The organism is Nocardia sp. NPDC050630 (assembly GCF_044457245.1).
Classification (GTDB): Bacteria; Actinomycetota; Actinomycetes; order Mycobacteriales; family Mycobacteriaceae; genus Nocardia.
The window spans coordinates 45623-70616 of sequence record NZ_JBITGN010000009.1; the positions used below are offsets into that span (position 1 = coordinate 45623).

23 protein-coding genes and 2 pseudogenes are annotated in these 24994 nt (G+C 65.3%); 15 read left to right on the forward strand and 10 right to left on the reverse strand.

The window, feature by feature from the left end; all coding sequences use genetic code 11:
* The first annotated feature begins 116 nt into the window (after positions 1-116).
* On the forward strand, positions 117-443 hold the full coding sequence (locus ACIBG0_RS22950; RefSeq protein WP_397035002.1) for a MerR family transcriptional regulator: 327 nt from the start codon (positions 117-119) through the stop codon (positions 441-443).
* Between the two features lie 202 nt (positions 444-645).
* Here the strand turns inward: ACIBG0_RS22950 and ACIBG0_RS22955 are convergent.
* Positions 646-798: pseudogene (locus ACIBG0_RS22955) on the reverse strand (hypothetical protein); the annotation flags it as partial.
* A gap of 218 nt (positions 799-1016) precedes the next feature.
* On the opposite strand from ACIBG0_RS22955, the gene ACIBG0_RS22960 reads away from it, so the two are divergent.
* Complete coding sequence (locus ACIBG0_RS22960) at positions 1017-1445, forward strand: hypothetical protein (protein WP_397035003.1); 429 nt, start codon at positions 1017-1019, stop codon at positions 1443-1445.
* Between the two features lie 2102 nt (positions 1446-3547).
* Positions 3548-5650, forward strand: a pseudogene (locus ACIBG0_RS22965) (cation-translocating P-type ATPase); the annotation flags it as partial.
* 98 nt (positions 5651-5748) lie between these two features.
* Here the strand turns inward: ACIBG0_RS22965 and ACIBG0_RS22970 are convergent.
* Positions 5749-5889 (reverse strand): Rv1535 domain-containing protein, encoded by a 141-nt coding sequence (locus ACIBG0_RS22970; protein ID WP_397035212.1) that lies wholly within the window; start codon positions 5887-5889, stop codon positions 5749-5751.
* Between the two features lie 51 nt (positions 5890-5940).
* Here ACIBG0_RS22970 and ACIBG0_RS22975 point away from each other — a divergent pair, with 51 nt between their 5' ends.
* Positions 5941-6207, forward strand: coding sequence for a hypothetical protein (locus tag ACIBG0_RS22975; RefSeq protein ID WP_397035004.1), 267 nt, complete (start codon positions 5941-5943; stop codon positions 6205-6207).
* 177 nt (positions 6208-6384) lie between these two features.
* Here the strand turns inward: ACIBG0_RS22975 and ACIBG0_RS22980 are convergent, their stop codons facing one another.
* Both ACIBG0_RS22980 and ACIBG0_RS22985 read right to left on the reverse strand, forming a co-directional pair.
* The gene (locus tag ACIBG0_RS22980) at positions 6385-6696 is read right to left on the reverse strand and encodes a hypothetical protein (RefSeq protein ID WP_397035005.1); all 312 of its coding nucleotides are present in this window, start codon (positions 6694-6696) and stop codon (positions 6385-6387) included.
* Between the two features lie 155 nt (positions 6697-6851).
* The gene (locus tag ACIBG0_RS22985; protein WP_397035006.1) at positions 6852-7544 is read right to left on the reverse strand and encodes a helix-turn-helix transcriptional regulator; all 693 of its coding nucleotides are present in this window, start codon (positions 7542-7544) and stop codon (positions 6852-6854) included.
* Positions 7545-7665: 121 nt separating this feature from the next.
* Here ACIBG0_RS22985 and ACIBG0_RS22990 point away from each other — a divergent pair, with 121 nt between their 5' ends.
* The 3 genes from ACIBG0_RS22990 (at position 7666) to ACIBG0_RS23000 (ending at position 9219) form a co-directional block, all read left to right on the forward strand.
* On the forward strand, positions 7666-8091 hold the full coding sequence (locus tag ACIBG0_RS22990) for a hypothetical protein (protein WP_397035007.1): 426 nt from the start codon (positions 7666-7668) through the stop codon (positions 8089-8091).
* A gap of 5 nt (positions 8092-8096) precedes the next feature.
* Complete coding sequence (gene folE, locus ACIBG0_RS22995; RefSeq protein WP_397035008.1) at positions 8097-8693, forward strand: GTP cyclohydrolase I FolE; 597 nt, start codon at positions 8097-8099, stop codon at positions 8691-8693.
* A 115-nt stretch (positions 8694-8808) separates the two neighbouring features.
* Positions 8809-9219 (forward strand): hypothetical protein, encoded by a 411-nt coding sequence (locus ACIBG0_RS23000; protein WP_397035009.1) that lies wholly within the window; start codon positions 8809-8811, stop codon positions 9217-9219.
* 59 nt (positions 9220-9278) lie between these two features.
* On the opposite strand, the gene ACIBG0_RS23005 is transcribed toward ACIBG0_RS23000, so the two are convergent.
* On the reverse strand, positions 9279-9548 hold the full coding sequence (locus tag ACIBG0_RS23005) for a DUF1876 domain-containing protein (protein ID WP_397035010.1): 270 nt from the start codon (positions 9546-9548) through the stop codon (positions 9279-9281).
* 236 nt (positions 9549-9784) lie between these two features.
* Here ACIBG0_RS23005 and ACIBG0_RS23010 point away from each other — a divergent pair, with 236 nt between their 5' ends.
* The gene (locus ACIBG0_RS23010) at positions 9785-12019 is read left to right on the forward strand and encodes a serine/threonine-protein kinase (protein WP_397035011.1); all 2235 of its coding nucleotides are present in this window, start codon (positions 9785-9787) and stop codon (positions 12017-12019) included.
* A 229-nt stretch (positions 12020-12248) separates the two neighbouring features.
* Here the strand turns inward: ACIBG0_RS23010 and ACIBG0_RS23015 are convergent, their stop codons facing one another.
* Positions 12249-12974: a TetR/AcrR family transcriptional regulator gene (locus ACIBG0_RS23015; RefSeq protein ID WP_397035012.1), complete on the reverse strand. Its 726-nt coding sequence runs from the start codon at positions 12972-12974 to the stop codon at positions 12249-12251.
* Positions 12975-13299: 325 nt separating this feature from the next.
* On the opposite strand from ACIBG0_RS23015, the gene ACIBG0_RS23020 reads away from it, so the two are divergent.
* From ACIBG0_RS23020 to ACIBG0_RS23035, 4 genes are all read left to right on the forward strand, one after another.
* Positions 13300-13875 (forward strand): hypothetical protein, encoded by a 576-nt coding sequence (locus ACIBG0_RS23020; RefSeq protein ID WP_397035013.1) that lies wholly within the window; start codon positions 13300-13302, stop codon positions 13873-13875.
* A 228-nt stretch (positions 13876-14103) separates the two neighbouring features.
* Positions 14104-14421, forward strand: a complete 318-nt coding sequence (locus tag ACIBG0_RS23025) for a hypothetical protein (protein ID WP_397035014.1) — start codon at positions 14104-14106, stop codon at positions 14419-14421.
* Between the two features lie 243 nt (positions 14422-14664).
* On the forward strand, positions 14665-15771 hold the full coding sequence (locus ACIBG0_RS23030) for a terpene synthase family protein (RefSeq protein WP_397035015.1): 1107 nt from the start codon (positions 14665-14667) through the stop codon (positions 15769-15771).
* Positions 15772-15889: 118 nt separating this feature from the next.
* Positions 15890-17167 (forward strand): diguanylate cyclase domain-containing protein, encoded by a 1278-nt coding sequence (locus ACIBG0_RS23035; RefSeq protein WP_397035016.1) that lies wholly within the window; start codon positions 15890-15892, stop codon positions 17165-17167.
* Between the two features lie 16 nt (positions 17168-17183).
* Here the strand turns inward: ACIBG0_RS23035 and ACIBG0_RS23040 are convergent, their stop codons facing one another.
* Both ACIBG0_RS23040 and ACIBG0_RS23045 read right to left on the reverse strand, forming a co-directional pair.
* Positions 17184-18404 (reverse strand): PucR family transcriptional regulator, encoded by a 1221-nt coding sequence (locus ACIBG0_RS23040; RefSeq protein WP_397035213.1) that lies wholly within the window; start codon positions 18402-18404, stop codon positions 17184-17186.
* Between the two features lie 124 nt (positions 18405-18528).
* Positions 18529-19428, reverse strand: a complete 900-nt coding sequence (locus ACIBG0_RS23045; protein ID WP_397035017.1) for a class I adenylate-forming enzyme family protein — start codon at positions 19426-19428, stop codon at positions 18529-18531.
* 268 nt (positions 19429-19696) lie between these two features.
* Between ACIBG0_RS23045 and ACIBG0_RS23050 the strand changes: the two genes are divergently transcribed.
* From ACIBG0_RS23050 to ACIBG0_RS23060, 3 genes are all read left to right on the forward strand, one after another.
* Positions 19697-19903 (forward strand): hypothetical protein, encoded by a 207-nt coding sequence (locus ACIBG0_RS23050; RefSeq protein ID WP_397035018.1) that lies wholly within the window; start codon positions 19697-19699, stop codon positions 19901-19903.
* A gap of 75 nt (positions 19904-19978) precedes the next feature.
* Positions 19979-20488 (forward strand): hypothetical protein, encoded by a 510-nt coding sequence (locus ACIBG0_RS23055; protein ID WP_397035019.1) that lies wholly within the window; start codon positions 19979-19981, stop codon positions 20486-20488.
* An 80-nt stretch (positions 20489-20568) separates the two neighbouring features.
* Complete coding sequence (locus tag ACIBG0_RS23060; protein ID WP_397035020.1) at positions 20569-21750, forward strand: alcohol dehydrogenase catalytic domain-containing protein; 1182 nt, start codon at positions 20569-20571, stop codon at positions 21748-21750.
* A 137-nt stretch (positions 21751-21887) separates the two neighbouring features.
* Here the strand turns inward: ACIBG0_RS23060 and ACIBG0_RS23065 are convergent, their stop codons facing one another.
* Complete coding sequence (locus tag ACIBG0_RS23065; protein WP_397035021.1) at positions 21888-24107, reverse strand: MMPL family transporter; 2220 nt, start codon at positions 24105-24107, stop codon at positions 21888-21890.
* 533 nt (positions 24108-24640) lie between these two features.
* Positions 24641-24970, reverse strand: a complete 330-nt coding sequence (locus ACIBG0_RS23070; protein ID WP_397035022.1) for a cupin domain-containing protein — start codon at positions 24968-24970, stop codon at positions 24641-24643.
* Positions 24971-24994: the final 24 nt, after the last annotated feature.

Sequence of the window (24994 nt, forward strand, 5' to 3'; positions counted from 1 at the left end):
TCGAAGGGAACCTAGATAACCTCTGTCATCTGACAGAGATATTATCTAGCACCCGCCCTAGGAGACTGCAAGTACCTACAGGAGGTAATCTGAAGCAGAACGCAGTGAGGAGCAAGATGTCGTTGGGTGGACAAGATCGGCACCTACCCGGTGCAGGTCAGGCGGTGTATGCGATTTCGGTCGCCGCTGACCTCGCTGGGATCGGGATACAAACGCTGCGCCTGTACGAGCAGCACGGGCTGATTACTCCTGCCCGCAGTCCTGGCGGCACCCGCCGCTATAGCGGCGACGATCTGGCGCGGCTGGCGCGCATCACCACGCTGGCGGGGCAAGGGATCAACCTCGCCGGGATCGCACGCATCCTCGATCTCGAAGACGCCAATACCGCGCTCACCGCAGAACGCGACCAACTACGCAACAGCGGAAACCATCACCGGCCGTGACAACCCTGGCTGTGATCATTTGAGCGAGCCGATAGCCGCCCGCAATTCGACGGTCGCCTCTTCGGCGATGCCGCGCAGTGCGGGCCCTCGGGTATCTCAACGAGCATTCTGGGATCAATGGCTTCGGCGACGACCGACCCGAATCGGCGGGATCATCGCCACGATGACATTGCAGGGCGGCAGGCGGATTTGCCGATCCGCGGCGACCTTGTTCGATCATCGAGATCACCCCGGCCAGCTGCCCGTGCGGGCGCCGAAAACCATTGAGCATCTGGGCAATGCCGTCCTCGTCATCAACCCTGAACCTTCTCCTTCGCGCGCTACGGGCAGAGACGCAAGGCGACCCTCTGGACATCCGTCTCACCTTGGTTGCAGTCCGGCCCCAGCCGAGCACCACCTTCGAACTCGATGCGGTATACGCGATTCCGAGAGGTTGCTGTGCTGTAACGTGCCAGCCATCGTCGAGGCAGCGGCCCGTGAGGACGAGGCTCTGACCTTCGCACGAACTATTTCATTTGGGGTAAACTGCTGTTTGCTCATTGGTGTCCATAAGGTGAACGCGACGGAGTGATGATGAACATTTCCGACGGCGTAGTGGACGTGATCGCTCGGACGGCCGATGCGACGACGACGGCGGCCGGTGCCGTGGGCGGCGCTGCTGTCGAGGGTGTGGTTGGCGGTATTCGTGGCGCCGCGGTCGGTGTGAAGCACGGGCTCGGCAGCGGCAGCCACTCGACACCGGCGGCGGTGTTGACATTGGCGGCGATCGGCGCCACGGGGCTGGTGGACTGGCCGGTGCTGCTCGGCATCGGCGGCGCTGCCCTGGTGGTCCATCGTCTCGCGCACCAATCGGGCCGACAGCCCGCGGCCGCGGTCGGCGATCGGGCCGGACAGACCCCGAGCCGCACAGAGCAGGCAGACACACAGCCCCCTACCGCGACGAAGACGACCCCCGCGTCCAAGAGCACGGCCCGGGCACGACGCTCGCCGAGCCAGGGTTAGTCCTCGACGTGGACTTGGGCCTACTGATACGGACCGCTTCGTCACTGCCCGCGCGCGCCGTCGGGGCGGGTGCGGGCGCCGTCGCCGCTGGTGTGGAGCTGGTCAGCCTGCCGGTGCGCACGATATTCGATCGCCGGGTGGTCGAGGCGGTCACCCAGGCCTCATCGGAACTGCTCGGTGGTAGGACGGCCCGGCGACGTTGGTGCGGCCGGCGCCGCTGCTGGGTCGAAGTGCGTGGCCTGGACGGCCGTGACCCACACGACGAGCTGGGTTCCGAGGTACTCGCCGCCGTGCGTTCGCATCGGGACGTGATCTCGGTGGCGCTCAACTATCCGCTGTCGCGGGTCATCGCCGAGGTGAACGACCCGACCATCGTCGACGAGCTGTGCGCGGTGGTGGACGCTGTCGAACGCCGGCATCAGTCCGTTTCGGGCCTCCAGCCGGTTGATTTGCCCGCCGACGGTGTCGTGCTGGCCGGCAGCGCGGTTTCGGCTGCGGTGAACGCGGTGGGTCTTGGTGTCGCGCTGGCCGGCCGGGTGGCCGGTTGGCGACGGCTGCCAGCAGGTCTCAACGCCGTTGTCGCGCTCGTCGATCACCAACCACGGCTGCGTCGTGCGGTCGAACAGCGCCTCGGGATCGGCGCCGCTGATAGCGCGATCGCGCTGGCCGCTGCCGCCGCGTACACCGTCACTCAACAACCGGCGTCGCTGGGCGTCGAGATGTTCATCCATATCGCGAAGGCCGCCGAGACCCGCGCCGCGGCCACGCTCTGGCGACGCCGCGAACCCCGTCTCGCGACGCACGCGAGATGTGTCGACGGTATCCGCCCCGGCTACCGACCGACACCGCTGCCGCCTGGACCGGTCGAGCGCCACGCAGACCGCAGCGCGGCAGCGCAAGCGGCCGCCGCACCGGCGATCGGCATGCTCACCGCCGACCTCGACGCCGCCGCAGGTGCCGTCACCGTCGCCGCTCCGAAAGCCGCTCGCACCAGCCGGGAGTCGTTCGCCGCGACACTCGCCCGCAACCTGGCCGATCGATACGGTGTGCTGCCCTTGCGGCCCCAGGTTTTCCGATGCCTGGACCGGATCGATGCGGTGGTGGTCGATCCGCGGGTGTTGTGCTCCGATGAACTGCGGGTCGCGCGCATCCGCGGTGTGCCCGAGCACGAGCGGGCGGCGGCATGGCAGTGGGCACAGGAGCAATTGGACCGTAGCGCTTGGCGGCCCGGGTGGCAGCCGGTTCCGGGGCACCTGTCCGGGAATGGCGGGGGCGGCGCCGTGCTCGTGCGGTTCGCACATCATCCGCTGGCGGCGGCAGTGCTGCGCGAAGTGCGCTGCAGCGGGGCTGAGGCGGTGTCGCTCGACGTCGATATGCTCGACGACCTGCGCTCGTCGTTCGACGATCTCGATCCGGTGCCCCGGTCCCTCGATGAAGCGCTCGCCGACGCGGTGCACCGGTTGCAGCGGGAGGGTCGCACAGTGGCGGTGCTGTCGAGTGCCGCCGGCCAGGCACTGGCCGATGCCGACGTCGCGATCGGTGTCACCGCCGGCGGGCCACCGCCGTGGCACGCCCATGTACTCGTCGACAACCTGCAGGACGTGTGGCGGATCCTGCACGCACTGCCCGCGGCCCGTAAAGCCAGCGAGCGCGGCGTCGAAATCGCCGCCGGCGCTTCCCTGCTAGGTGCGTTGCTGATGATTCCCGGGGTCCGCAGCCTCGGCTCGGGCCCGGTCAGCGCCGGGGCCGCCGCGGGCGCATGGACGGGATACCGGCTTGCCCGCGCAGCGCTCGCAAGCCCACCGCCTCCTACCGCGAGTATGCACGAATGGCACGCCATGTCCGTCGAACACGTGCGTCGTGTGCTGGCGTCGAAGGCCGTCGAGGCAGATAAGCGAGCGGAGTCGGTGTCTGCGGCTTATCCCGCGCAGTCGGTCATCGCGCCGGTACGCCGAGCGATGGGGGATTTCGTCGGCGCGATACGCGCGGAACTGTCCGACCCGTTGGTCCCGGTGCTCGCGGTCGGATCGGCGGCCAGCGCGGTACTCGGCTCGCCCGTCGACGCGATCCTGGTCGGGTCGGTGCTCGCCGGGAACGCGGCCATGGCCGCGACTCAGCGGATCCGGGCCGAACGGCTGCTGCGGCGACTGCTGGCCGACCAAGCCCCACCGGCCCGCAAGCTGGTCGACGCCGATCGCTACGCGATGGTCGACGCGACCGACTTGCGACCCGGTGACCTCATCGAGGTACGGCCCGGCGAAGTCGTGCCCGCCGACGCTCGGCTCACCCGTGCGCTCGACGTGGAAGTCGACGAGTCGTCATTGACCGGGGAATCGCTGCCGGTGCCGAAACAGGTCGACGCGACACCGGCCGCGCCCGTCGCCGAACGAGCCTGCATGCTCTACGCCACCACAACCGTGGTCGCGGGCATCGCGGTCGCGATCGTCACCGACGTCGGCGAACAGACCCGAGCACGTCGTGCTACCACCACCGCACACGAAGACAGCCCCTCGGTCGGTCTGCAGACACAACTGAAAGATCTGACGAACAAGACATGGCCGTTCAGCCTCGTCGGCGGCGGATTGGTCACGGCGCTCGGACTGTTACGGCGCACCGGTCTGCGCCAGGCGGTCAGCAGCGGTGTCGCCGTCGGCGTGGCCGCGGTCCCGGAGGGGTTGCCGCTGGTCGCGACGTTGGCGCAGCAGGCATCGGCACGGCGACTGAGCCATGCGGGCGCGCTGGTGCGAAGTCCGCGATCGGTCGAGGCCCTGGGCCGTGTCGACGTGGTGTGTTTCGACAAGACCGGGACGCTCAGCGAGAACCGACTCCGCGTGACCAGGGTGCATGCCGCTTCCGATTTGTCCGCCGACGATGTGCTCATCCACGCCCTGCGGGCCACCCCGCTCGCTAACGGCGAGCCGCACGAACACGCCACCGACCGCGCGGTCGCCGACGCCGGGCGACACTTGAACCACGGCGAGCCGGCGGCACATCTGCCGTTCCGGTCCGGTCGCGCGTTCTCGGTCTCCGTGCACGATACGCAGTTGTCGATCAAGGGAGCGCCGGAGGTGGTCCTCGCCGCATGCGACGATGCCGACGACGCGGCACAGCGGCAGGTGCGCGAGATGGCCACCGAGGGACTGCGGGTGATCGCTGTCGCCACCCGGCAGCTTTCGGCGACGCAGGCCCGCTCGGTGCGCGACGACACCGACGCCTTCACCGAATTGTGCGGCGGCGGATTGCGATTCGCCGGATTGCTCGGCATATCGGACACACCGCGCCCGGACGCGACCGAGGTGCTTGCCGAGCTGGCCGAGCGCGGCATCGCGGTGCGGCTGATCACCGGTGACCATCCCGTGACAGCCACCGCCATCGCCGCCGAAGTCGGCATGCCCACCGACGATGATCAGGTGATCAGCGGGCCCGAATGGGAGGCGCTGTCGCGGCACGAACAAGAGCGGGCGGTGCAGAGTCGGCGAGTGTTCGCCCGGATGTCCCCCGAGCACAAGGTGCAGATCGTCGAGACGATTCAGCGGCTGGGTCACGTATGCGCCATGGTCGGCGACGGCTCCAACGACGCAGCGGCCATCCGCACCGCAACTGTCGGCATCGGCGTGGCCGCACGCGGCAGCGACCCCGCGCGCACCGCGGCGGACGTCATGCTGCTCGACGGGCGAATCCGCGCACTGCTGGACGCCCTCGATGAGGGCCGTCAACTGTGGCGGCGCGTGCAGTCGGCGGTGGCCGTACTACTCGGGGGCAACGCCGGCGAGGTGGCTTTCGCGATCGCGGGCACCGCCCTGACCGGGCGGGCACCGCTGAACACCCGCCAACTGCTGCTGGTCAACATCCTCACCGATGCGCTGCCCGCCGCGGCACTCGCGGTCAGCCCGCCCAGCGCCGAGTCGCGGTACACCGGCCGCGGACCCGACCGAGCCGCCTTGTGGCGGACGGTAGCGGTGCGGGGCACGACGACCGCCTGCGCGGCCATGGTCGCGTGGGTGCAGGCGAGATTCACCGGCCGAAGACAGCGCGCCTCGACGGTCGCGTTGGTGGCATTGGTGACCACACAGCTGGGACAGACGCTCATCGACTCCCACAGCCCGCTGGTTGTCGCCACCGCGGCCGGTTCACTGCTGGTCCTGGCCGTGCTGATCAGCACCCCAGGGGTCAGCCAACTACTCGGCAGCACACCCCTGGGCCCGATCGGCTGGTGGCAGGCGCTGTCCACTGCCGCCGTCGCCACCGCCATCGCCGCTATCGTTCCCCGACTGTTCACCAAGGGCGGTCGACAGCGGGATAATCAGTCGAGGATCTCGATGACCCCCAGACGCCAGAGCACCGCGTACACCTCGCGCAACGGCACCGTCAGTACCTGCGTCAATGCGCTCGTCAAAGGATCCGAGCTCACGCCAACACCACTACTCATCACACTGGACACCATGCGGATGCCAGGAGTCGAATACTCGAACACACCATGACCGGGAGGCAACACATGGCCGAAAAATCAATAACCGGCCACCGAAACGCCGTCGACCGGGTGCTGGCCGCCCAAGGTTTCGCGCTGGATCTGCCGGGGCTCGGCCGCGTCCATCTCCCCCGTCCCGAACAGTTGGCGTACTACGGGGCCCTCGGCGCCCTGGCCGCCGCGGAGATCATCGAATGGCCCGTAGCGGTCGTCCTCGCGACCGGTCACTGGCTGGTGCAGAATCAGCACAACCGCGTCGCCCACCAGATCGGCGAAGCCCTCGAAGACGCCTAGACCAGCGCACCCGACCCCGGCACCCGCGGTGCCGCGCTCGGATGCGCTGCTCAGCCCGGAGCTGGCCCGAACTGCTGCTCCGGGGTTGCCGCCGCGAGCGACCGTACGCCGACAGGCGGGCTCACCCGCCTGTCGGCGATATCACCCGTCGCGGCGCTGACTGAGCACGTCGAGTTGTCAACGCGCTCCACACGTCCCCGTGGGGGTGTACCGGCAGGGGTTCTCGGTGCGGCCGCTGTACTGATCGTGTCCGCCGCTGCCGGAGCGCACTCCGTAACCGTAACCGCTGTTCTGCTGACTGTGGTCATTGCTGTTGGGACGCGAACCCGCTCCGTAACCATGACCACCGCCGGGGCTGTGCGAATCCCGAGGGCCAGCCGTGGCCGCGAAAAGGTGCGGCGAGGCGACCGTCACCAGCACCAGCGCGATGGCGAACACCGTAGCGACCACCACACGACGTACCGTCCAGAACTTCGTGGCGATCTCCATAAGACATCATCCCCTTATTTAACGTACCGCTATATAACGACACATTAATCGATGGTACGTCGTGAAGGGAAGGTGTTTTTCCGGATTTCTGCACAACGAGACAGTCACGCGCAGGGCGTCACAGTCAGGTCATGCGGTCGTAGAGCGAGCCTGTCCTACGTGGCGGGACGGAGCTGTACGCAGCATTCGCCGGCTTTCGGCGCCAGCTCGGCGGTGACGGAATCGGCCCGCAGTCCGGTGAGCACGCCGGCGAGATAGGCGCGATTGAGTCCACACACCAGGTCCGGTGCCTGCGCGGCCAAGGGATGGAACGGGCAGTTCCGAAGCCGGATGCAATCCGGCGTGGCGCGGACGGGTTCGAATCCGTGCTCGGCGAGCCACGTGTGGAGCAGGGTCATGGCACGTTCCGCGCCGAGTCGACCGGGCCGCAAACGCTTCCGCATGGCCGCTCCGATTCCCACACCACGCTCGGCTGCCACCCGCTGCACCGCGGCTCGGGCGGTTTCGTCGGAAGTCTCGGTGAGTACCGCGCCGATCAAGATGTCGGCCAGCACCTCGTGGCGTCGGTCGGGGATATTCACCCGAACTTCGGTATCGGTGGGCTCGTAAACCTTCGGCGCCCGACCGACCCGCCGGATCCCGCCGACCTGTTCGTATCGAGCCTGCAGCAGTCCGGCGTCGACGAGCTTGTCCAGATGGAATGCGGCCAGCTTCCGCGAGATTCCGACCTCCTCGGCGGCTTCGTCGCGGGTGACCGGGCGCCCGGCAGCGCGGATGAACCAGAACATGCCGCGGCGCAGCTCATCGTCCAGCGCGGCCACCGCGCCGATCGCCGATTCACTGGTCACACGACCACAATAACGCCGACTGTGTTGGTCGGAACGCGTTGGGTACCCGACCAGCGAGGGCAACTTGACCAGCGCAAGCAATAACACCAATAATCTTTGGTGTAACTAGTCAGGAGACATCATGGGTATCGCAGCATTGATCCTTTGGCTGCTCACCGCCGTCGGTGGGTTTGTCCTGCTCGGCACCTGGATCGCTAAAGGCGGTGCACGCCAACCGAGTGCGAGCCATCTGCCCGTACCGGTCCTATTCGGGCATTTCGCGCTCGCCGTCGTCGGGCTTGTCGTGTGGATCGTCTACCTCGCCATCGACAACGACGCCCTTGCCTGGATCGCATTCGCACTGCTGATCCCGGTGGCACTGCTGGGTTTCGTCATGCTGCTGCGTTGGCTGCCCGTCTACCGGGGACGCACCGAAACCGCAGCGACAACAAACCCCGAACCGGCCGAGAAACACTTCCCGGTTGCCGTCGTCGGCGGCCACGGCGTCCTTGCGGTCACCACCCTGGTCCTCGTATTGCTCACCGCCCTCGGCGTCGGCGGGAACTGATCATCGTGTCCCAACCCGCACTACGAGTAGTCCACGACCCCGCAACCACCATCGACCTGGTCGCCGCCGAGCTCGCCGCCCGGAACTTCCTGACCGCGCTCGGCGTCGGCCTCGACGACGAACACCTGCACGCCACCCCCGGTCGGATGGCCCGCGCCTACGCCGAACTGTTCACCCCACGCCCGTTCGATCTGACCACCTTCCCCAACGACGAAGGCTACGACGAACTCGTACTCGCCCGCCGCATCCCGCTGCGGTCGGTCTGCGAACACCACCTCTTACCCTTCGTCGGCGTCGCACACGTCGGCTACCTACCCGGTGACCGCATCCTCGGGCTGTCCAAACTCGCTCGTATCGTCGAGCATTTCTCTCGCCGTCCCCAGGTCCAGGAACGACTCACCAAACAGATCGCCGACTGGCTCGCCGAACAGCTTCAACCCAAAGGCGTCGGCGTAGTCATCGAAGCCGAGCACACCTGCATGACACTGCGCGGCGTGCAAGCAGCCGGGACCACTACCGTGACCTCCACCCTTCTCGGCTCCCTCCGCGAAGATGCCCGCTCCCGCCAGGAATTCCTCTCCCTCACCGGCATCGCCCCCTGACCGGTCCGGACAACGGCGACAATTCCAGAACGGTTGATGGTTGGAGCGAGCCCATGTCCGCGCGGCAACCATTACCGTTACCGACGAAGCGTGGCCCATCCAGTGGAAGGCATGCATGTCGAGAACGATCCTGTACCCATCCGACGAGTTGATCCGAACCGTGACCGCCACCTTGCTCGGAGCCAACGAACAGTGGGACTCGACTCCCCTCTTTTTCGGCCTCACCCTGGCGGGACCGGATCAGATCGGCGTTCTCACCCAGCCGACATCGGCTGATCCGCCGTTCCAGGATTTGGCGACGCTGGTGTTCTCGCAGGCGCCTCGTAAGACGCTGTGGGGGTTCGGATTCCACACGGAATCGGCGCTGATGCGGACAGCCGACGCGCGGGGCAATCTTTGGACGGCGTCCCGGGACCGACCCGGTGCCGATATCGCGGAAACGTTCCGATCGGCCGAATACGGCGTACCGGACGATCCGATCGATCGAGAGCTGTGGGTAGCCGCGGTAGCACTCGCGGCGCTGTGACGCCTTCGACTTCGGAACCGTCAAACTAGATTGTCGAGTCAACCCCGGCGTGGTCGATGTCAGCCTCGCAAGCCCTGCACCGGCTTGTGCGTGTGGGCTTCGATATCCGCAATGGCCGCGTACAGCAGTTGGTGGGCCAGATCCTGCAGCGCACGGGCACAAGCGAGCTCATCGCCGATGGCGGGAACATTCTCGTCAGCGGGATTGGCGTGCGCGGACCCGGCCGCGATCAATGGCCCATCGTCACGGCCGAGTAGCTGCGCTTTTACTTTGGTCAGGCGATCGATTTCTTCGATGGCGATGGCGATGTTCCAAGTTTTCGACGGCATTCGCACTGCCCTCCAGATCAGTAGGGACTGTGTCGCTTCACCTCCAATATCGCACCACCATGGCTCGCGCACACCATGCTCGGTTCGGCGAATTTGCTGACCGTGCGCTCGCACCGGGGCGATACCCTTAGGCAGGGAGGTTTGGCCGGAAAGGAAATAATGTGGGGCAACCGCGACATGGGCCGCATCACGCGTAGCCGCTGGCTGATCGTCTGGCGCTGATCTCCGAGCGACCGATGTACGAGCCGACCGATCTGGTCGATCCAGCTGCGCGAACCCGCACAGCGCTAGCCGCTGCGGTGGCGCGCTTTTCCGAGTCTTGGGCGTCCGGGTCCCCACCGGATCTGTCGGCATACCTGCCTTGTGAACCGGCTGAGCGGCGCACGATCCTGATCGAACTGATCAAGATCGATCTCGAATACCGCTGGCTTCACTATGACTTTCCCAAACGACTGACCGAATACCGTGCGGAATTCGCAGAGCTGCGAGATGGTCCGCTGCCAGCCGAGCTGGTCTATGAGGAGTTCCACGCCCTGCGCCGCGGTTCGCACCCGGCCGATGCGGCCAACATGCTCGACGAGACGACCGCCACGGCGGCGGGACCCGAGCTCGCGCAGCTCACCGGCGATTACCGCAGCACGATGATTGCTCGTCCGAGTGCCCAAATGGTTCTCGACGCCATCGATGTCGGCCACCGTATCGACGATTTCGACCTCCTGATGCGGATCGGGTCCGGCGCCTTCGCCCAGGTGTACCTCGCTCGACAACAATCAATGCAGCGACTGGTCGCGGTCAAGATTTCCCATAACCACGGCAACGAGCCGCAGACCCTCGCGCAATTGGACCACGAATACATCGTGCGCATCTTCGACCAGCGACTCATCGCCGACGGCGAGCTGAAGTTGCTCTATATGCAGTACCTCCCCGGAGGAACGCTGCTCGACGTGCTGCGCCTACAGCGCTCGACGCCTCTGGAATACCGCAGCGGGCAACTGCTGCTCGATGCCATCGACAAGGTACTTGCCGAAAAGGGCGAGGTTCGGCCCACAGAATCGGCTGTTCGGACTCAGACCGCCGCACTGACGTGGCCGGAGACCGTCGCCTGGCTGGGCCGTCGACTCGCGGACGCGCTGCAGCACGCGTCGGACCGAGGCGTATTGCATCGAGACATCAAACCCGCGAACGTGCTGCTGAGCGCCGAGGGAATCCCGAAGCTGGCCGACTTCAATGTCAGCTCCAGCAAACATCTCAAGGGCACGAGTCCCCTGGCGTACTTCGGCGGATCGCTGGCTTATATGTCGCCCGAACAGCTCGAAGCCTGCCATCCGGACTTCTCGGCGACCGCCGCCGACCTCGATACGCGAAGCGACATCTACGCGCTGGGCGTCATGCTGTGGGAATTGCTCACGGGGCACCGACCATTCGCGGACGAAACCTCCGCCGGCGATTCGCAGACGTCGCTGGCCCGCATGCTCGAACTGCGGCGCAGACCCGTCGAATCGACGTTCCTGGCGGAGCTTCCGCCGGATTGCCCGGTGGCGTTGCGCCGAGTGCTGCTGAAGTGTCTGTCGCCCGAGCGCGAAGACCGCTACTCGTGCGGTTCGGAATTGGCGCAGCAGTTCGACCTATGCCTAGAGGAACTGGCCCGCGACCTTGTTTATCCACCGCCGAACAGTTGGCGGGCACGACTTTCGCGATGGCCAACTCCCATCCTGTGGTTATCTTCGCTGGTCGGCGTCACCCTGGCTACGGTCTACCTGGCCGTGCACGTTCAGGAACTGATCAGAGAGCGGCTTTCCGATGCCACCAACGCACAGCTCAACGCGGGTGTCATCATTTTCATCCTCTGCGCCTCGCCGCCGGCCATTCTCATCTACGCATATATGTCGCGTGATCTGCTCGCGGTTCCGCGCGGTTTGCGCGCCGGCAGACGCTACAGCGAGGCAGTGCTCGCGCGGGTGCGGTCGCGAACACTATTTTGGGGCGACCTGTGTGCGATGAACACTCTGCTGTTCGCGGTATGCGCAACCGTGACGGGGGTGCTGCTGCTGCACTGGTTCACCGACCTACCGACGCGGCTGATGACCCATGCGGCTGCGACCGTTCTGGTGGCGGGCACCATCTCCGTTGCCTATACCTTCTTCCTTTCCACGTTCTACGTGGTGCGCTGTGTCTATCCCATCTACCTGCGCCACGGCCGCACATCGGCGCACGACGCCGCCTCGTTGCGTGCGCTGCGGCGCAGAATCACCGCCTATCTCGCGGTGACGGCGTCGGTGCCGCTGGTCGGGGTGCTGGCCGGATTCACCGCCCTCGAGCCGGAGGAACTTCCGCTGGTACGCGATTCGGTGCTGGGGTTGTGCGCGGCCTCCGGGCTCGCGTTCGTCGCCGCTTACTGGTTGTTCCGCAGGCTGGATGCGTACCTGCGCGCGCTAGAGCGGGTGGTCTCGCAGAAGCCCGATGCTCGTTGATCGAAGCCGGATACCGCCTATCTGGCAGCAAACCTTGCTATTCCGGCAGGTCTGCAAGGGATGCGTGCACACGTACGCGCTGATCGACCTGCGGACTGACCGATGATTCGCTGCGAGAGACGGTGAGCGGTGCGGCGATGCGGGCTGGCGTCGCACGCGGTCGCTACACGACCACACCAGGGACCGAACTCGGTATCGCGTCCATGCTCATGGGCACGGTGATCACTGATCAGCCGTCTTTCTCGAGGTCTCGAAGACTTGTGGGGGACTCGCACTGTTCGGGCGAACCGGCTGGTGCGGTGATTATCTCGAGCACTGCTGCGACCAGGCTGCCGTCCGGATCGGTCAAGCGCGGTAGCGATCTGCGATTCACCAATAGCGATCCAAGGGTGAGATCTACCAGTTCGGCACCGACCTGCGCGGCAGATCTTCGGCCTTCCGGCTCGAACCACGTCCACGCCCATTGCGCGGCACCGAAGATGAGCAGGCTCCGGATACTGGTATCGACCGCGCGGAACTCACCCGACGCGACGCCCGCATCGACCACGCCGTGCAGTATTCCGATGTAGCTCCTGCGCAGCTTGCGCCCCTCGGAGTTCTCATCCTCCTGCGCGAGCCGCGCGACTTCACGCTGGAAGGCGACGGTCCGATGCCGATCGTGCACCTGATAGAGCATGGCCGCGTGCAGCAGTCCGGCAAGCTGCTCGGTCGGCGTAGCGAACTCCGACACGATTCGCCGTGCCTCACCGATGCGGCGCTGCATATAGGACACATGCAGCGCCTCCAACAGCCGCGCCTTCGTGCCGTAGTGGTGCACGATCAAGCCCTGGGAGATGCCCAGCTCGCTTGCGACGCCACTGAAACTGGTGCCGTCGTAGCCCTTCTCGGCGACATGGCGCGTGAAAATATCGAGAATCGCGCCCGACTTGCCCGGTCCCGTCGCACGCTCACTCACTGATCCCACCCCTCCTCGGCCAAATTTGCGGAGACTCTAGCACCCGATGACCGCCTACCCGGTCGTTGACTGAGTGCGCAGTCAGTATTAGCATTATGCGCCGAGCCGCAGCGCCGCACTCGCCACATCACCCATTCATCTCGAAATAATCGAGCACGACCTATGCATCTGCACGCCCATCCCGCCGAGGCCGGCATCGCACAACTGGCCTCCGAATATTTCGCATGACCAGCCGCTCCGCCAGCGCCGCCAACATCTCGACGCGCATCGCCCGCGGCGGTGACCGCTGCGTCGGTATCGGCCGTAGAAGGCGGTCCGCAGCGCCGTGAGCTACTTACTGCCGGACGAACATGTGACCCCTACGGACGCGGATATCGCGGAGCAGGGGGATGTAGCGATAGATGCGGCATCGGTGCTCTCGCCCGAGCAGCTATTGGCCGCGATCGCCGGGCGCCTCACCGAGCCGTTCCCGCTGATCACATGGGCGAGAGAGCTCGGTGATCTGCACGCTGCCCTGATTTCGGCGGTCTTGAATCCACAGCGGCATCCGCCCGAGGTCACCGAGACAGCTCTGCATGCGGATATCGCGAAGGTCATCGACAAGATCAACTCTTGGGCGGCGTACTACGTGCGCCACAGTCGGTGCGCCCGCCGCCACACGCACACCTTCGGTGAGGTGATCAGTCATGTCGCCAAGACATACGCGGAGGCATGGTGGACAGTGCTGCACAGCGACTGCGAGGAGCTTCGACACTCGGCATGGGTCCACCTCAGCGAGGTCCGCGACGGCTACGCGCACCTCATAGGCGATATCCGGGCAGGCCGCGTCCAACTCCCACTGGGCTGGCGAGGCATCCGTCACACCCGACCAACTGTTGACACACAGAACCAGATCAGCTAAGCGTTCGGCCTCGTCACCGCTCAGCGCGGTCTTCAACGTTGCCGCCTGAGTGCTGGGTCGATAGCCGGGGGTAGCGCCTGTCCCCATCAACTCACGCAGGTTCGGCGAAGGTTGTTTGCGCGAGCCGTTGATGGTTACTGCTAGGCGGATGCCGGTGCCGATGGGGCTACCGGAATCAGGGCTGGAAACTGGCCCGCGAGAAGTGCAGCCGACCCACTTGGGTGGACTGTGACAACAGCGGAAGGAACCGGACAGATGCTGATGCTCACCCCCAATGCCCTCGAGGCAGTTCGCACCATCACCTCCGCGGAGGGCACGCCGACCGATGCCGGGCTGCGGATCTCCACGACGGATGGCGCCGAAACGATGTCCCTCGCGATCGCCGCGGAACCCGCCGAACAAGACCAAGTCTTGAACGCGGAAGGGTCGCGGATCTTCCTGGACGAGCAGGCCGCCGCCTTCCTCGACGACAAGATCCTCGACACCGAACTGGACCCGAACGGCCAGGGCACCTTCGTCCTCGCCCAGCAGGACCACAGCGAGTAGCCCGGCTCGGGGGGCAGAACCACCGTCCAGGCCGGGCGACCGGCCACGGCATCGTCGTGCAACGTGGGCCGACACCGCTGAACTCCCAGTGCGGCACACCCGTTCCCCAGCAAGACCTTTCACCAGATAATCGAGTGAAGCCGTCTGGCTTACGATCGTTTATCATTTTATTGCCGGGTGCGGTTACTGCCGGATTCGGTCCGGCACCCTGTCCAGGCGCGGTGTGGTCGGGGAGGGAGTTCGGTGGTTGGCGAGTACACGCCGGTGATCGAGGCGCGGCTCGCCACGATGCAGGCAGATTATGCGGCTTTGATCCGCGCGCGGCGGAAGTGGTCGCTGCGCGAGCTGTTCAGTACGTCCGACTGCGACATCGTCGATTTCTGTGCGGGTTTCGCGCCGAATCGGTTCGGGGAGCAGGCGTGTGCGGAAGTGGAACAGCTCTGCCGCCGGTACGGGATTTGGTTGGACGCCGGGGGCGCGCACTACAACAGCATGACTCCGTACCTGCATCCGCATGCTGCCAGCGCGGAACGGATGACGATTATCGGGATCTACAACGCGATCCTGTTCTGGCTCAACGACACTGTCGGCCGCGAGAAGTTCGCCCACCTGACCGATGCCGAAAAGCAGCAGGCACGCGCGACGGTGGAACAGCTGTGTCGGCTGCTCGATACACGTTGTGCCGCAACCGATCCCACTCCGGTGGAGGCCGCGACAGTGGAATTCCTGGAGCGGATCGGGGCTCGGGCGGACCCGGACTGGCTGAATCGGTTCCTGGATTCGACCATCGACCATCTTCGTCCGGCGATCCGGGATCAGAATGCGCGCGCCCGCGGCGAGTTGCTCACCGTGGCGGACTACATCGACCTGCGTGCCCAGGTGTCAGGCATGTATCCGGCGATCGCACTGTGTGAGTTCGGTCGCGACGAGTATCTGCCGTGGGATCGGATTCGCGCCGTCGGGCTCGATGCCGATCTACGGCAGCTACGGCGCTCGACCGTAGAGATCGGGGCACTGATGAACGACATGTTCTCTTTCGAAAAAGAATGCATCCACGACCGCGCTGACTTCAACCTGATCCCGGTCTTCCTGCTCAATACTGCCGGTGCCGACCTTGCCGACGCTGTGCACGACGCCGCACGACTGGTGCGCGACCGGCTGGGCGAATTCCGCGGAATTCAGGCCAGGATCGTCAGCCGGTGCGCGGAGATCACCGACAGCTCCGTGGCCGAACCGGTCTCAGCCCATGTCGAGGACCTGCTCGCGTGTGTGCAAGCCACCTGGGTATGGCAGAACACGACCCTCAGATATAAAGGAACGTCGATCTTCGGCGAAAACCATCTCTCGTGAATGTTGCTCTAGCCGGAAATTTCCACACGAAACGGTATCCACCGTCTATCGTTCGGTTGGACGCAACGCCGCTCTCGGTCAGGGGTTGTCGAGCGGCGCAAGGTATCGAAGGGTTGTGGTGGACGACTCCCAGTGTGCGGCACTGGCTCGAACCTGGTGGCAAACGCTTGCCGCCGCCGACGGCATGCGCATGCCCGATGACATCGGATACCAACAGTTATCCGTCCTGATCGCTGAACTTTCCGCGGCGCTCGACGCCGAACCCTTCGACGTGACCGTGGGTGCCCGCGTCGGAGCGGCGCTGTCGGCTGCCCATTTGGTCGATGGGCGGGTGCCAACGGTGTCGGCGCAGGTGCTGTACGGGCTGGCCGAATACACCGCTCGGCCCGACGCCGGACAACGACTCGCCGGACTGCTGGTCGCTCTGGGACAAGGCCATCAGGCACACCTGGATCAGTCTCGTGCGCAGCACTATTCAACCGAGGACAGCAGCCGCGAGGAACAGGATGCGAGATACCGCATCCTGTTCGACAATACGGCGGTCGCGATCGCCATCGGCGATACCAATGGCACACTGCTGGAAGCCAATCGGGGCTTGGCCGACATGATCGGGGTACCGGTCGAGGCGCTGCGCGGGATATCGGTGTACGACTTCGCCCATCCCGACGACCGAGACGATATCCGGGCCGTGCTCTACGACAAACTGGTTCCTTCCGGGGAAGGCACGGTCAGACTCGAGCGTCGACTGGTGCGTGCCGACGGCAGCGTCGGGTGGATGTCATTCGCCATCTCCTATGTCAAAGGCGCCGACGGACAACCCGACTACCTGCTGGCCATCGGAGCCGACATCACCGAAGAACACCGGCTCCAGCTCGAACTTCGTCGCCAGGCCCGACATGATCCGCTCACCGGCCTGCCGAACCGACGCTACCTGCTCGAGCGGATCGAAGAACTCATCGCGGCCGCCGACGAAAGTGACCGCGCGGGACTGTGTTTCGCCGATCTAGATCACTTCAAATACGTCAACGATCGCTTCGGCCACGGAACCGGCGATAAAGTCCTGGTCGCGGTGGCTACCCGCCTGCATGACAAGCTACGCGGATACGACTGCCTCATTTCCCGGCTCGGCGGCGACGAATTCGTCGTGCTGATCCCGCCACCGGCCACCACCGACCAGATAACAGCCATCGCGAACCAACTATTGTCGGTATTTCCCGACCCCATCACCATCAACGGCCAGCAGCTGCGAATAGCGGCCAGCATCGGCGCGGTTATCACACCGATCGCCGGCGCCAATGCCGAATCCCTGCTCGACGCCGCCGACGCCAGCCTCTACTACGCGAAAACCAACGAAAAAGGGCACTGGGTCCTGCACACCCTGCAGGCGCCGACCTGAGATCCGGGCGGTGGACTCACTCCGAAGTCGGCCGCAGTACCGCTGTGCCGTACCAGTGGCAGATCAGCAGCGCCAGCTCGACATCCAACCGGTCATCGGTGATCGGCCGACCACGGCGCGAAACCGCCCGCCCGACCCGGTATTTCACCGAGTTGGAATGTAGATCGAGCTCCGCGGCAGCCGCCTTGTAGCTGGATCCGGTGCGCAAGAACACCCGCAGCGTCTCGCGCAAGCGAGCATCGTTATCGGTGTCGGCGGCCAATTCGCCGAGCACCTCGCCCACCCATTCGCCGACCTCGGCGCTGCGGCCGTCGAACAGCGCCGCGGCCGACAGCCCCGGCTCACTCGCCACAATGATCCTTGGTTCCGCGTCCCCGCGGGTGAGCGCGACCGAGCGTGCGCGCAGCGCGTGCTGATGGGACCGGCGGAATCCGGACACCCCCTGGCCCATGATGCCGATCGCCAGATGCGGTGCCTCCGGACGCTTGCCGGCGAAATCACAGACCCTGGCCACCGCGTCGGACTGCTCGGACCGATACGGCAGCCAGGCCAAGGCGCTCATCCGGTCGGCGGCTCCGAACAGCGGCGCGGCCGCGGTGCCGACCGCCTCGGCCAACTCACGGACGAAGCGTTGTAGCCGGATCAGCTCGTCACCGCTCGCGCCGGTATCTGGATACCAGAGGATCAGCGCGAGGTGATGCCAACGCAGCGGGTAGCGGATGGATTCGGTCGCGGTATCGATATCGACCGGTTTTGCGCCGGACAGCACCTCACCTATACGCAGCGCGCGGGCACTGTTACGGCTCTCAAGCCACTGTTCGCGCTCGGTCTCATACACCGCGACGACCCGCTGGGTGATCCAATCGATGTATTCGAACATCATGGTGGTGATTGCCTCCACGACCGTGACACCATCGTCGGGCGTGATATCACCGGCGCGCAATTCGGCGAAGAACAACTCGGTCATCCTGCGTTGGCCGACCCGATAGGCGCGCACCAGGGCATTGACCGGAACTCCGTGCTGGGCAAGACGTCTGGCGTATTCGATGGCCGCGGTAGGCGGGTTGATCCGAGTCACTGGTATCTCGTGCTGCAGCGCGTGCAGGATGGTGTCTACGTTGCCTTCCACGCTGGCGCCGAGCAGTTCGATATTGCGGGGGTCGCCGCGCAATTCGGGGATATCCTCCTCGAGACCGCGCCGCAGGATCGCGCTGATCTCCGTCACCCGCTCGTTCATGCGGGCGGCGATCTTCGCGACATAGCGGCGCACATCGACATCACCGTCGCGACGAAAACTCGTCACTCCCCAACGGTAGTTACCGCACGGTTGCTGTGCGGGAAATCGCCGGGTTGTGCTCCGCTCAGCTGGCCCGGCGGGAGCATTCCGACGGCGTCCACCGCACGGGAACTTCGGAGATGCAGCCGTCGATGACGGGTATGCCGTAGCGGCGTTCGAATTTTGTCAACAGTTCGTCGTCGGCCGGCGCCGCTCCGCAGATGGCGAATCGTACCGATGCGGCGTTCGGCCGGATTTGGGCGGGCATATCCGAAAGCAGTTCATATGTGGTCGGGACTGCGGAGATGTATGTGGCACGGCTGCGCTCGATGCGATCGAAGAAGGTCTTCGGGCTGAAGGCCACGGTGACACGGCCACCGGCGAGCAGCGGCGACAAGGTGCCGACCACGATGCTGCTGACGTGGAACAGCGGCAGACTCAGCAGGCTGTGGTCGGCTGCGGTGAGTTCGAACGCCTCGATCGCCATCGAGCACATGGCGTGCAGGTTGGCGTGGTCGACCGTCACGCTGCCTGTGGTGCCGTTGGTATAAATGAGCAGCGCCAATGTGTCGGTGCGGGGCCGTGCTGGTTCGGCGACATCGGGCTCCGCGGTGGTGAGTTCGTCGGCGGGTATGACGGCGTGAACCGTCGCGTCGAAGCTCGGCCGCTGCTCGGTGATCAGGACACCGGCGCCCGTGTCGGTCAACTGGGATTCGGCTTCCGAGCCGGTCAGCGACGGGTCGACAGGGGTGACGGTGGCGCCAACCCGCCAAGTAGCGAACAGCGATACTACAAACGCGGCGGTGTTGGGCAACATGATCGCGACCACGTCGCCGCTCGAGACTCCGGCAGCGCGCAGGGTAGCGGCGGCACGCCGCACGGCATCGAGGAATCCGGTGTTGTTCAGGTCAGTGCTGTCGTCGGCGATGGCGGCCGCCTCCGGCGCGGCGGCCGCACGGCGATCCGGCAGGGTCGAAAGATTCATCGGCGGTCCTCAGCATGAGTACGGGGAATGACGACAACGGTAGAAGTCACCTCGCCCCAGGACACCGTCGTGCATGAACGAACTTCGCCTCGGGCCTTGTCGCCGGAGGACAATCGGCTGCCGATATTTCACCAGAGTTCCAGCGCGACAGGTCAGGCACGAGGCAGCCCGGTGATCTCGGAAGATCATTAGCGTCGGTTTGCTGGCACCGACGCCGGGTACGACCGACTCACCCAACCAGAGTGCGTTCAGCCGGAAAGGCGGAAGCATGATGATCTGTCCAGGAACCCTTCTCGTACCCGCCGCCACGGCCGAGCAGGCCGCACCGGTCGAGGTCAAGGTGATCAGGCGCAGTCCAGTTCCGTACGCCGAAGTCGAGCCGCGCGGCGGCGGGCGGCGGCGGCCCATGCTCCTACGCGACCTCGAACGCGACTATCGACTCCCCACACCCGGAACTCTCGCGGTATCGCCGTGACCGACGCACTGGTGCACTGGTGCGCACGGGCGCCTGCCGCAGCCGAATTGTCGACAGACTGGGTATCCGTGCGATATGAGCGGACTACTCGGTTTCCAACGGAGCAACCTGCTGGGCATTTACCTCAATGACCAGCTCGCGATGGGCCTGCTGTGGCGCGAACTGGCACGGCGGGCGCGGGCCAACAACCGAGGCGATCCGGCTGAGACGGCGTTGACCGAGGTGGCCGAGGCCATCACGGAGGACGTGGAGACATTCCGGCAAATCATGCGCCGTGTAGGCGTACGCGAAAACCACTGGAAGAGCGGACTCGCGATAGTTCTCGAACGATTCGCGCGCGTGAAACCGAATGGCCGTCTGGTCGGCTACTCGCCGCTGAGCAGATTTACCGAACTCGAGTTCCTCGTGATGGGAATCGATCGCAAGAAGCAACTGTGGGCGACCTTGCGCGATCCGGCCGGGCTGGGTGAACGGTTGCCGGATGTGGATTTCGACCAACTGATCGCGCGGGCCGAACAGCAGCGCGCGCTGCTTGATCCGTGGCGGGTACAGGCCGGGTTGCGGGCATTCGGTACCGCCAGGTGATTTGCGGCCGGGGTGCCGGTTTCCCGGGCTCGCGCGCGGGTAGGGCGAAATGGAGTCGACCGCACGGGTGAGGAGTCCGGATGAAAGCAGTGACCTGGCAGGCGCCGCGCAAGGTAGCGGTCGAGGATGTCGCCGATCCGCGAATCGAGGAACCCACCGACGCGATCGTGCGGGTGACATCGTCGGCGATCTGCGGATCGGATCTGCACCTATACGAGGTACTCGGCGCGTATCTGAACACCGGCGACGTACTCGGGCATGAGCCGATCGGCATCGTCGAGGAAACCGGGTCGGCGGTGACCACATTGACGCGCGGCGATCGGGTTGTCGTGCCGTTCCAGATCAGCTGTGGCGACTGCTATATGTGCGCGTGCGGGCTGCCGACCCAGTGCGAGACCACCCAGGTTCGCGAATACGGGAGCGGCGCTGCGTTATTCGGGTATTCCAAGCTGTACGGCCAGGTACCCGGCGGGCAGGCGGAATTTCTGCGGGTGCCGCATGCCGATGCCACGCACATCAGCGTGCCGCACGGCCCGGACGACACCCGGTTCCTGTACCTATCCGATGTGCTGCCGACCGCATGGCAGGCGGTGGAATACGCGGCCGTGCCCGAGGGCGGGTCGGTGACCGTGCTCGGGCTCGGACCTATCGGCGATATGGCCTGCCGGATCGCCGCCCATCGCGGGTTGCGGGTGATCGGGGTGGACCGAGTGCCCGAACGGCTGGCTCGGGTGGCCGCGCGTGGCATCGAGGTGATCGACTGCGATACCGATTCAGCACTCGGTGAGGCCATTCGCGAGCGCACCGACGGCCGTGGCACCGACGCGGTGATCGACGCGGTCGGTATGGAGGCGCACGGGTCGCCGGTCGCGGCGATGGCGCAGCGCGCTGCCACGTTGCTGCCCGATCCGATAGCACGGCGGCTGACCGACACGGTTGGGGTGGACCGGCTGGCGGCACTGTACAGCGCGATCGATATCGTGCGCCGCGGCGGAACGATATCGCTGGTCGGTGTCTACGGCGGCATGGTCGATCCGATTCCGATGCGAATCCTGTTCGACAAGCAGATCCAGCTGCGCATGGGACAGGCCAACGTCACGCGCTGGGCACCCGAGATTCTGACACTGTTGGGCGACGACGATCCGCTCGGTGTGGAAAGCTTTGCCACCCATCGGCTTCCACTGTCGGAGGCGCCCGACGCCTACGAGATGTTCCAGCACAAAACCGACGGTGCGGTGAAGATCGTGCTCGACCCGACCTGACACGTGGCCCCCGCCACCGATGATCGTCCGGTATCGGAGGACTGGCCGCCCGAGGGGTGGCCGCCCGCCGGAGATCGTCCGATACCGTGGCGCGGTCGGCACCGGTGATCCGAGATCGTCGCAGCGTCGAGCGGTCATCATGACAATTCGGTAATGTCCTGCGGCACTTGCGCTTCGGCGTGGTGGCCGAAGCGGCGTTCGAGTTCGGCACCCTCGATATCGAGGTCGGGGACGTAGCGCGCGAACCAGCGCGGGTGGTACCACATGCGGTTTCCGATAATGGCCATGACGGCGGGTATCAGGGTCAGCCGGACGATGAAGGCATCGAGCAGCACACCGATCGCCAAGGTGAACGCCAGGGGTTTGACGATCGGGTTGTCGGTGGTGGTGAAGGCGACGAACACCGCGAACATGATCAGTGCCGCCGCGGTGACGACGCGCGCGGAATGGGCGACGCCGTTGCGCACCGAATTGATCGCTTCGCCGGTGCGGGTGTGTTCCTCCTTGATCCGGGAAACGACGAAGATCTGATAGTCGCTGGACAGGCCGAAGATGATGGCCAGGGTGATGATCGGCAGGAAGCTCAGCGTCTGCGCCTTGGTGACATCGAAAAGTCCTGCACCCCAGCCCCATTGGAATACCGCGACCTGCGCTCCGAGGGCGGCGAAGACCGACAGGATGAACCCGACGATCGAGGACAGCGGGACGAGAATGGTGCGGAACGCGATTGTGAGCAATATCAGTGCCAGCCCGACGACGACCGCGAGGAAGATGGGCAGCGCCGTGGCCAACTGGTGCGAGGTGTCGATATTCGCGGCCGTGGTACCACCGACCAGATAGGTTGCGCCGGTGCCGCTTTCGATGCGGTCACGATCGTCGCGCAGCCGGTTCACCAGATCGCTCGTCGCGGAGTCGTTGGGACCGGTCTTCGGGAATACCTGGATCAGCAGCAACCCGTTATCGGAGCCCGCGGGCTGCACGGCGGCGACGCCGGGCTCTTGCCGCAGTCGACCCATCAGCATTTGTCCGGCGTCGGGGCTGGTGGCAGCCGACAGGTCGGTCACTACCAGCAGCGGCCCGTTGAAACCGGGGCCGAACGAATTGCTGACGATGCCGTATGCCTTCCGTGCGGTGCTCGACTCCGATTGCGTTTCACCGCTGGGTAATCCGAGGTCCATGCGCGTGGCCGGGAGGGCAAGGACGACCAGAATCGCGATACCGAGAACCAGCATCGGGATCCGGAATCGGGTAACGAATCGACCCCAGGCGTGCCCGAATGTGCGTTCGGGCTCATAGGCGGCGATGCGCGCGACCCGCTCCGGCTTGCCCGGATGCAGCGGCGGCGAGATGAACTTGGCGACCATGTCACCGGCGAAGCCGAGTAGTGCGGGCAGCAGCGTCAGCGCGACCAGCATGGCGACCAGCACCGCACCCGCGGCCGTCAGCCCCATGACGGTGAGGAACGGAATGCCCGCGACCGCAAGCCCGCACAATGCGATGATCACGGTGACCGCGGCGAATACCACCGAACTGCCCGCGGTTCCGACCGCGAGCGGAATGGACTCGGCCGCAGCCATTCCCAGCACGATCTGGTGTCGATGCCGCGACAGGATGAACAGCGCGTAGTCGATGCCACAGGACAGGCCGAGCATCAGTGCCAGCGACGTCGCTGCCGAGGCCACGTCGACGAAGGCGGCCACGCCCAGAATCCCGGTGAGCCCGATACCCACACCCACCAAGGCCGTAATGATAGGCAGTCCGGCCGCGACCACCGCGCCGAAGGTGATCAGCAGCACGATGAATGCCGCGACGATGCCGAGAATCTCTGGCGTATGCGGGATCTCGGCCGTGAAACCCGGATACACCGCACCGGAGAATTCCACCGTCACACCGGTATCACGAGCCGAGTCGGCGATGTGATTCACCGCGTCGAGGGTGTCCTCGCCGACCTCCCCCGCCGACACCGAGAACTGCACACTGCCCAGTGCCACCCGCTGATTCGGCGAGATCGCCTGCGCCTGGAACGGGTCGACGACCGCCGCGACCTGCGGCAGTCCCTTCAACCCCGTCATTACCTGCTCGATCTGAGCGCTGACCTGCTGGTCGGTCACCTTGGCCATACCTGGGGTTTGGAAAACAACCTGCATCTGCGCACCACTGAACGCGGGCATTCGCTGCTGCAGCAACGACACGGCATCCTGTGATTCGGTGCCCGGAACAGTAAAGTTGTCGTTGGTCTTGCCACCGCTCCCAGCCGCGAAAACGATCGCGCCGACCAGCAGCACAATCCATAGCACCAGCACCCACCAGCGGCGACGCGCTACGGCCTGACCGAGGGCGAATAGATACCGGGACATACGGGTCCTCTCACCGAGCCACCAATTGACACATCCGCAGGGCGATCGCGCAGAACTCCGATACGATATCACGCTAACTGACGATTTCCTCATAAACGCTGCAATGGTCAGCAACCTCGATCGACATCAGAGTGCCGCGTCGTCGAGTTCGATCACGGGGCGCCGATATCGGAGATGACCTGTGCGGCCTCGGCGGACGCAGCCATACGGGACACGCTGCGCGAAACCCGCCGGCTGGCTCGTCGTCGGCATTAGCGTCGTCGTACTCGCCCATCAATCCGAAGGAGTTCTCGTGTGCCAACGCGCCGTCTGCTCGAAGTGCGGTAAGCCGACCTACCGAGGGTGCGGTGACCACGTCGAACAGGTGCTGTCCGACGTACCGCCGGCGTCGCGCTGTTCGTGCAGCGCCGGGAACACCCGTTCGAGCAGGTCATGGTGGCCTTTCCGGTAACACAGCAGGCGGCGACAGCGGCGCGCGCATGGACGCCGTTCGCGCGCGCTTCAACCGGGAGTAGGAACCGACAGCGTCGCTGTCAGCCCTCGGGATAGAAGACGAACAATGTGCAGCCGGTTGTCGACTGCGGGATATGTGACGATCCGGCCGGAGCGTGGATGAAGGATCCGGCCGGATAGTCACGGAATCCGTCGTTGAACGTGCCGGATAATACGAAAACCTCCTCCGGCCCTGGCTCGTGCAGATCGATGCCCTCCCACGCCGTGCCCGGATCCATTTCCAGGACATACGCTTTCGCGCCGTTCGCCCCGCTCCACAGCGCCCGCGAGCGAATGCCAGGAAACAGCTCTCGCACAGGTGAATCCGCGACGGTCGTCCACTCGTACCCTGGGAACTCAGTGATCTCCATACCCTGATAACCGCTGGTTTCGGC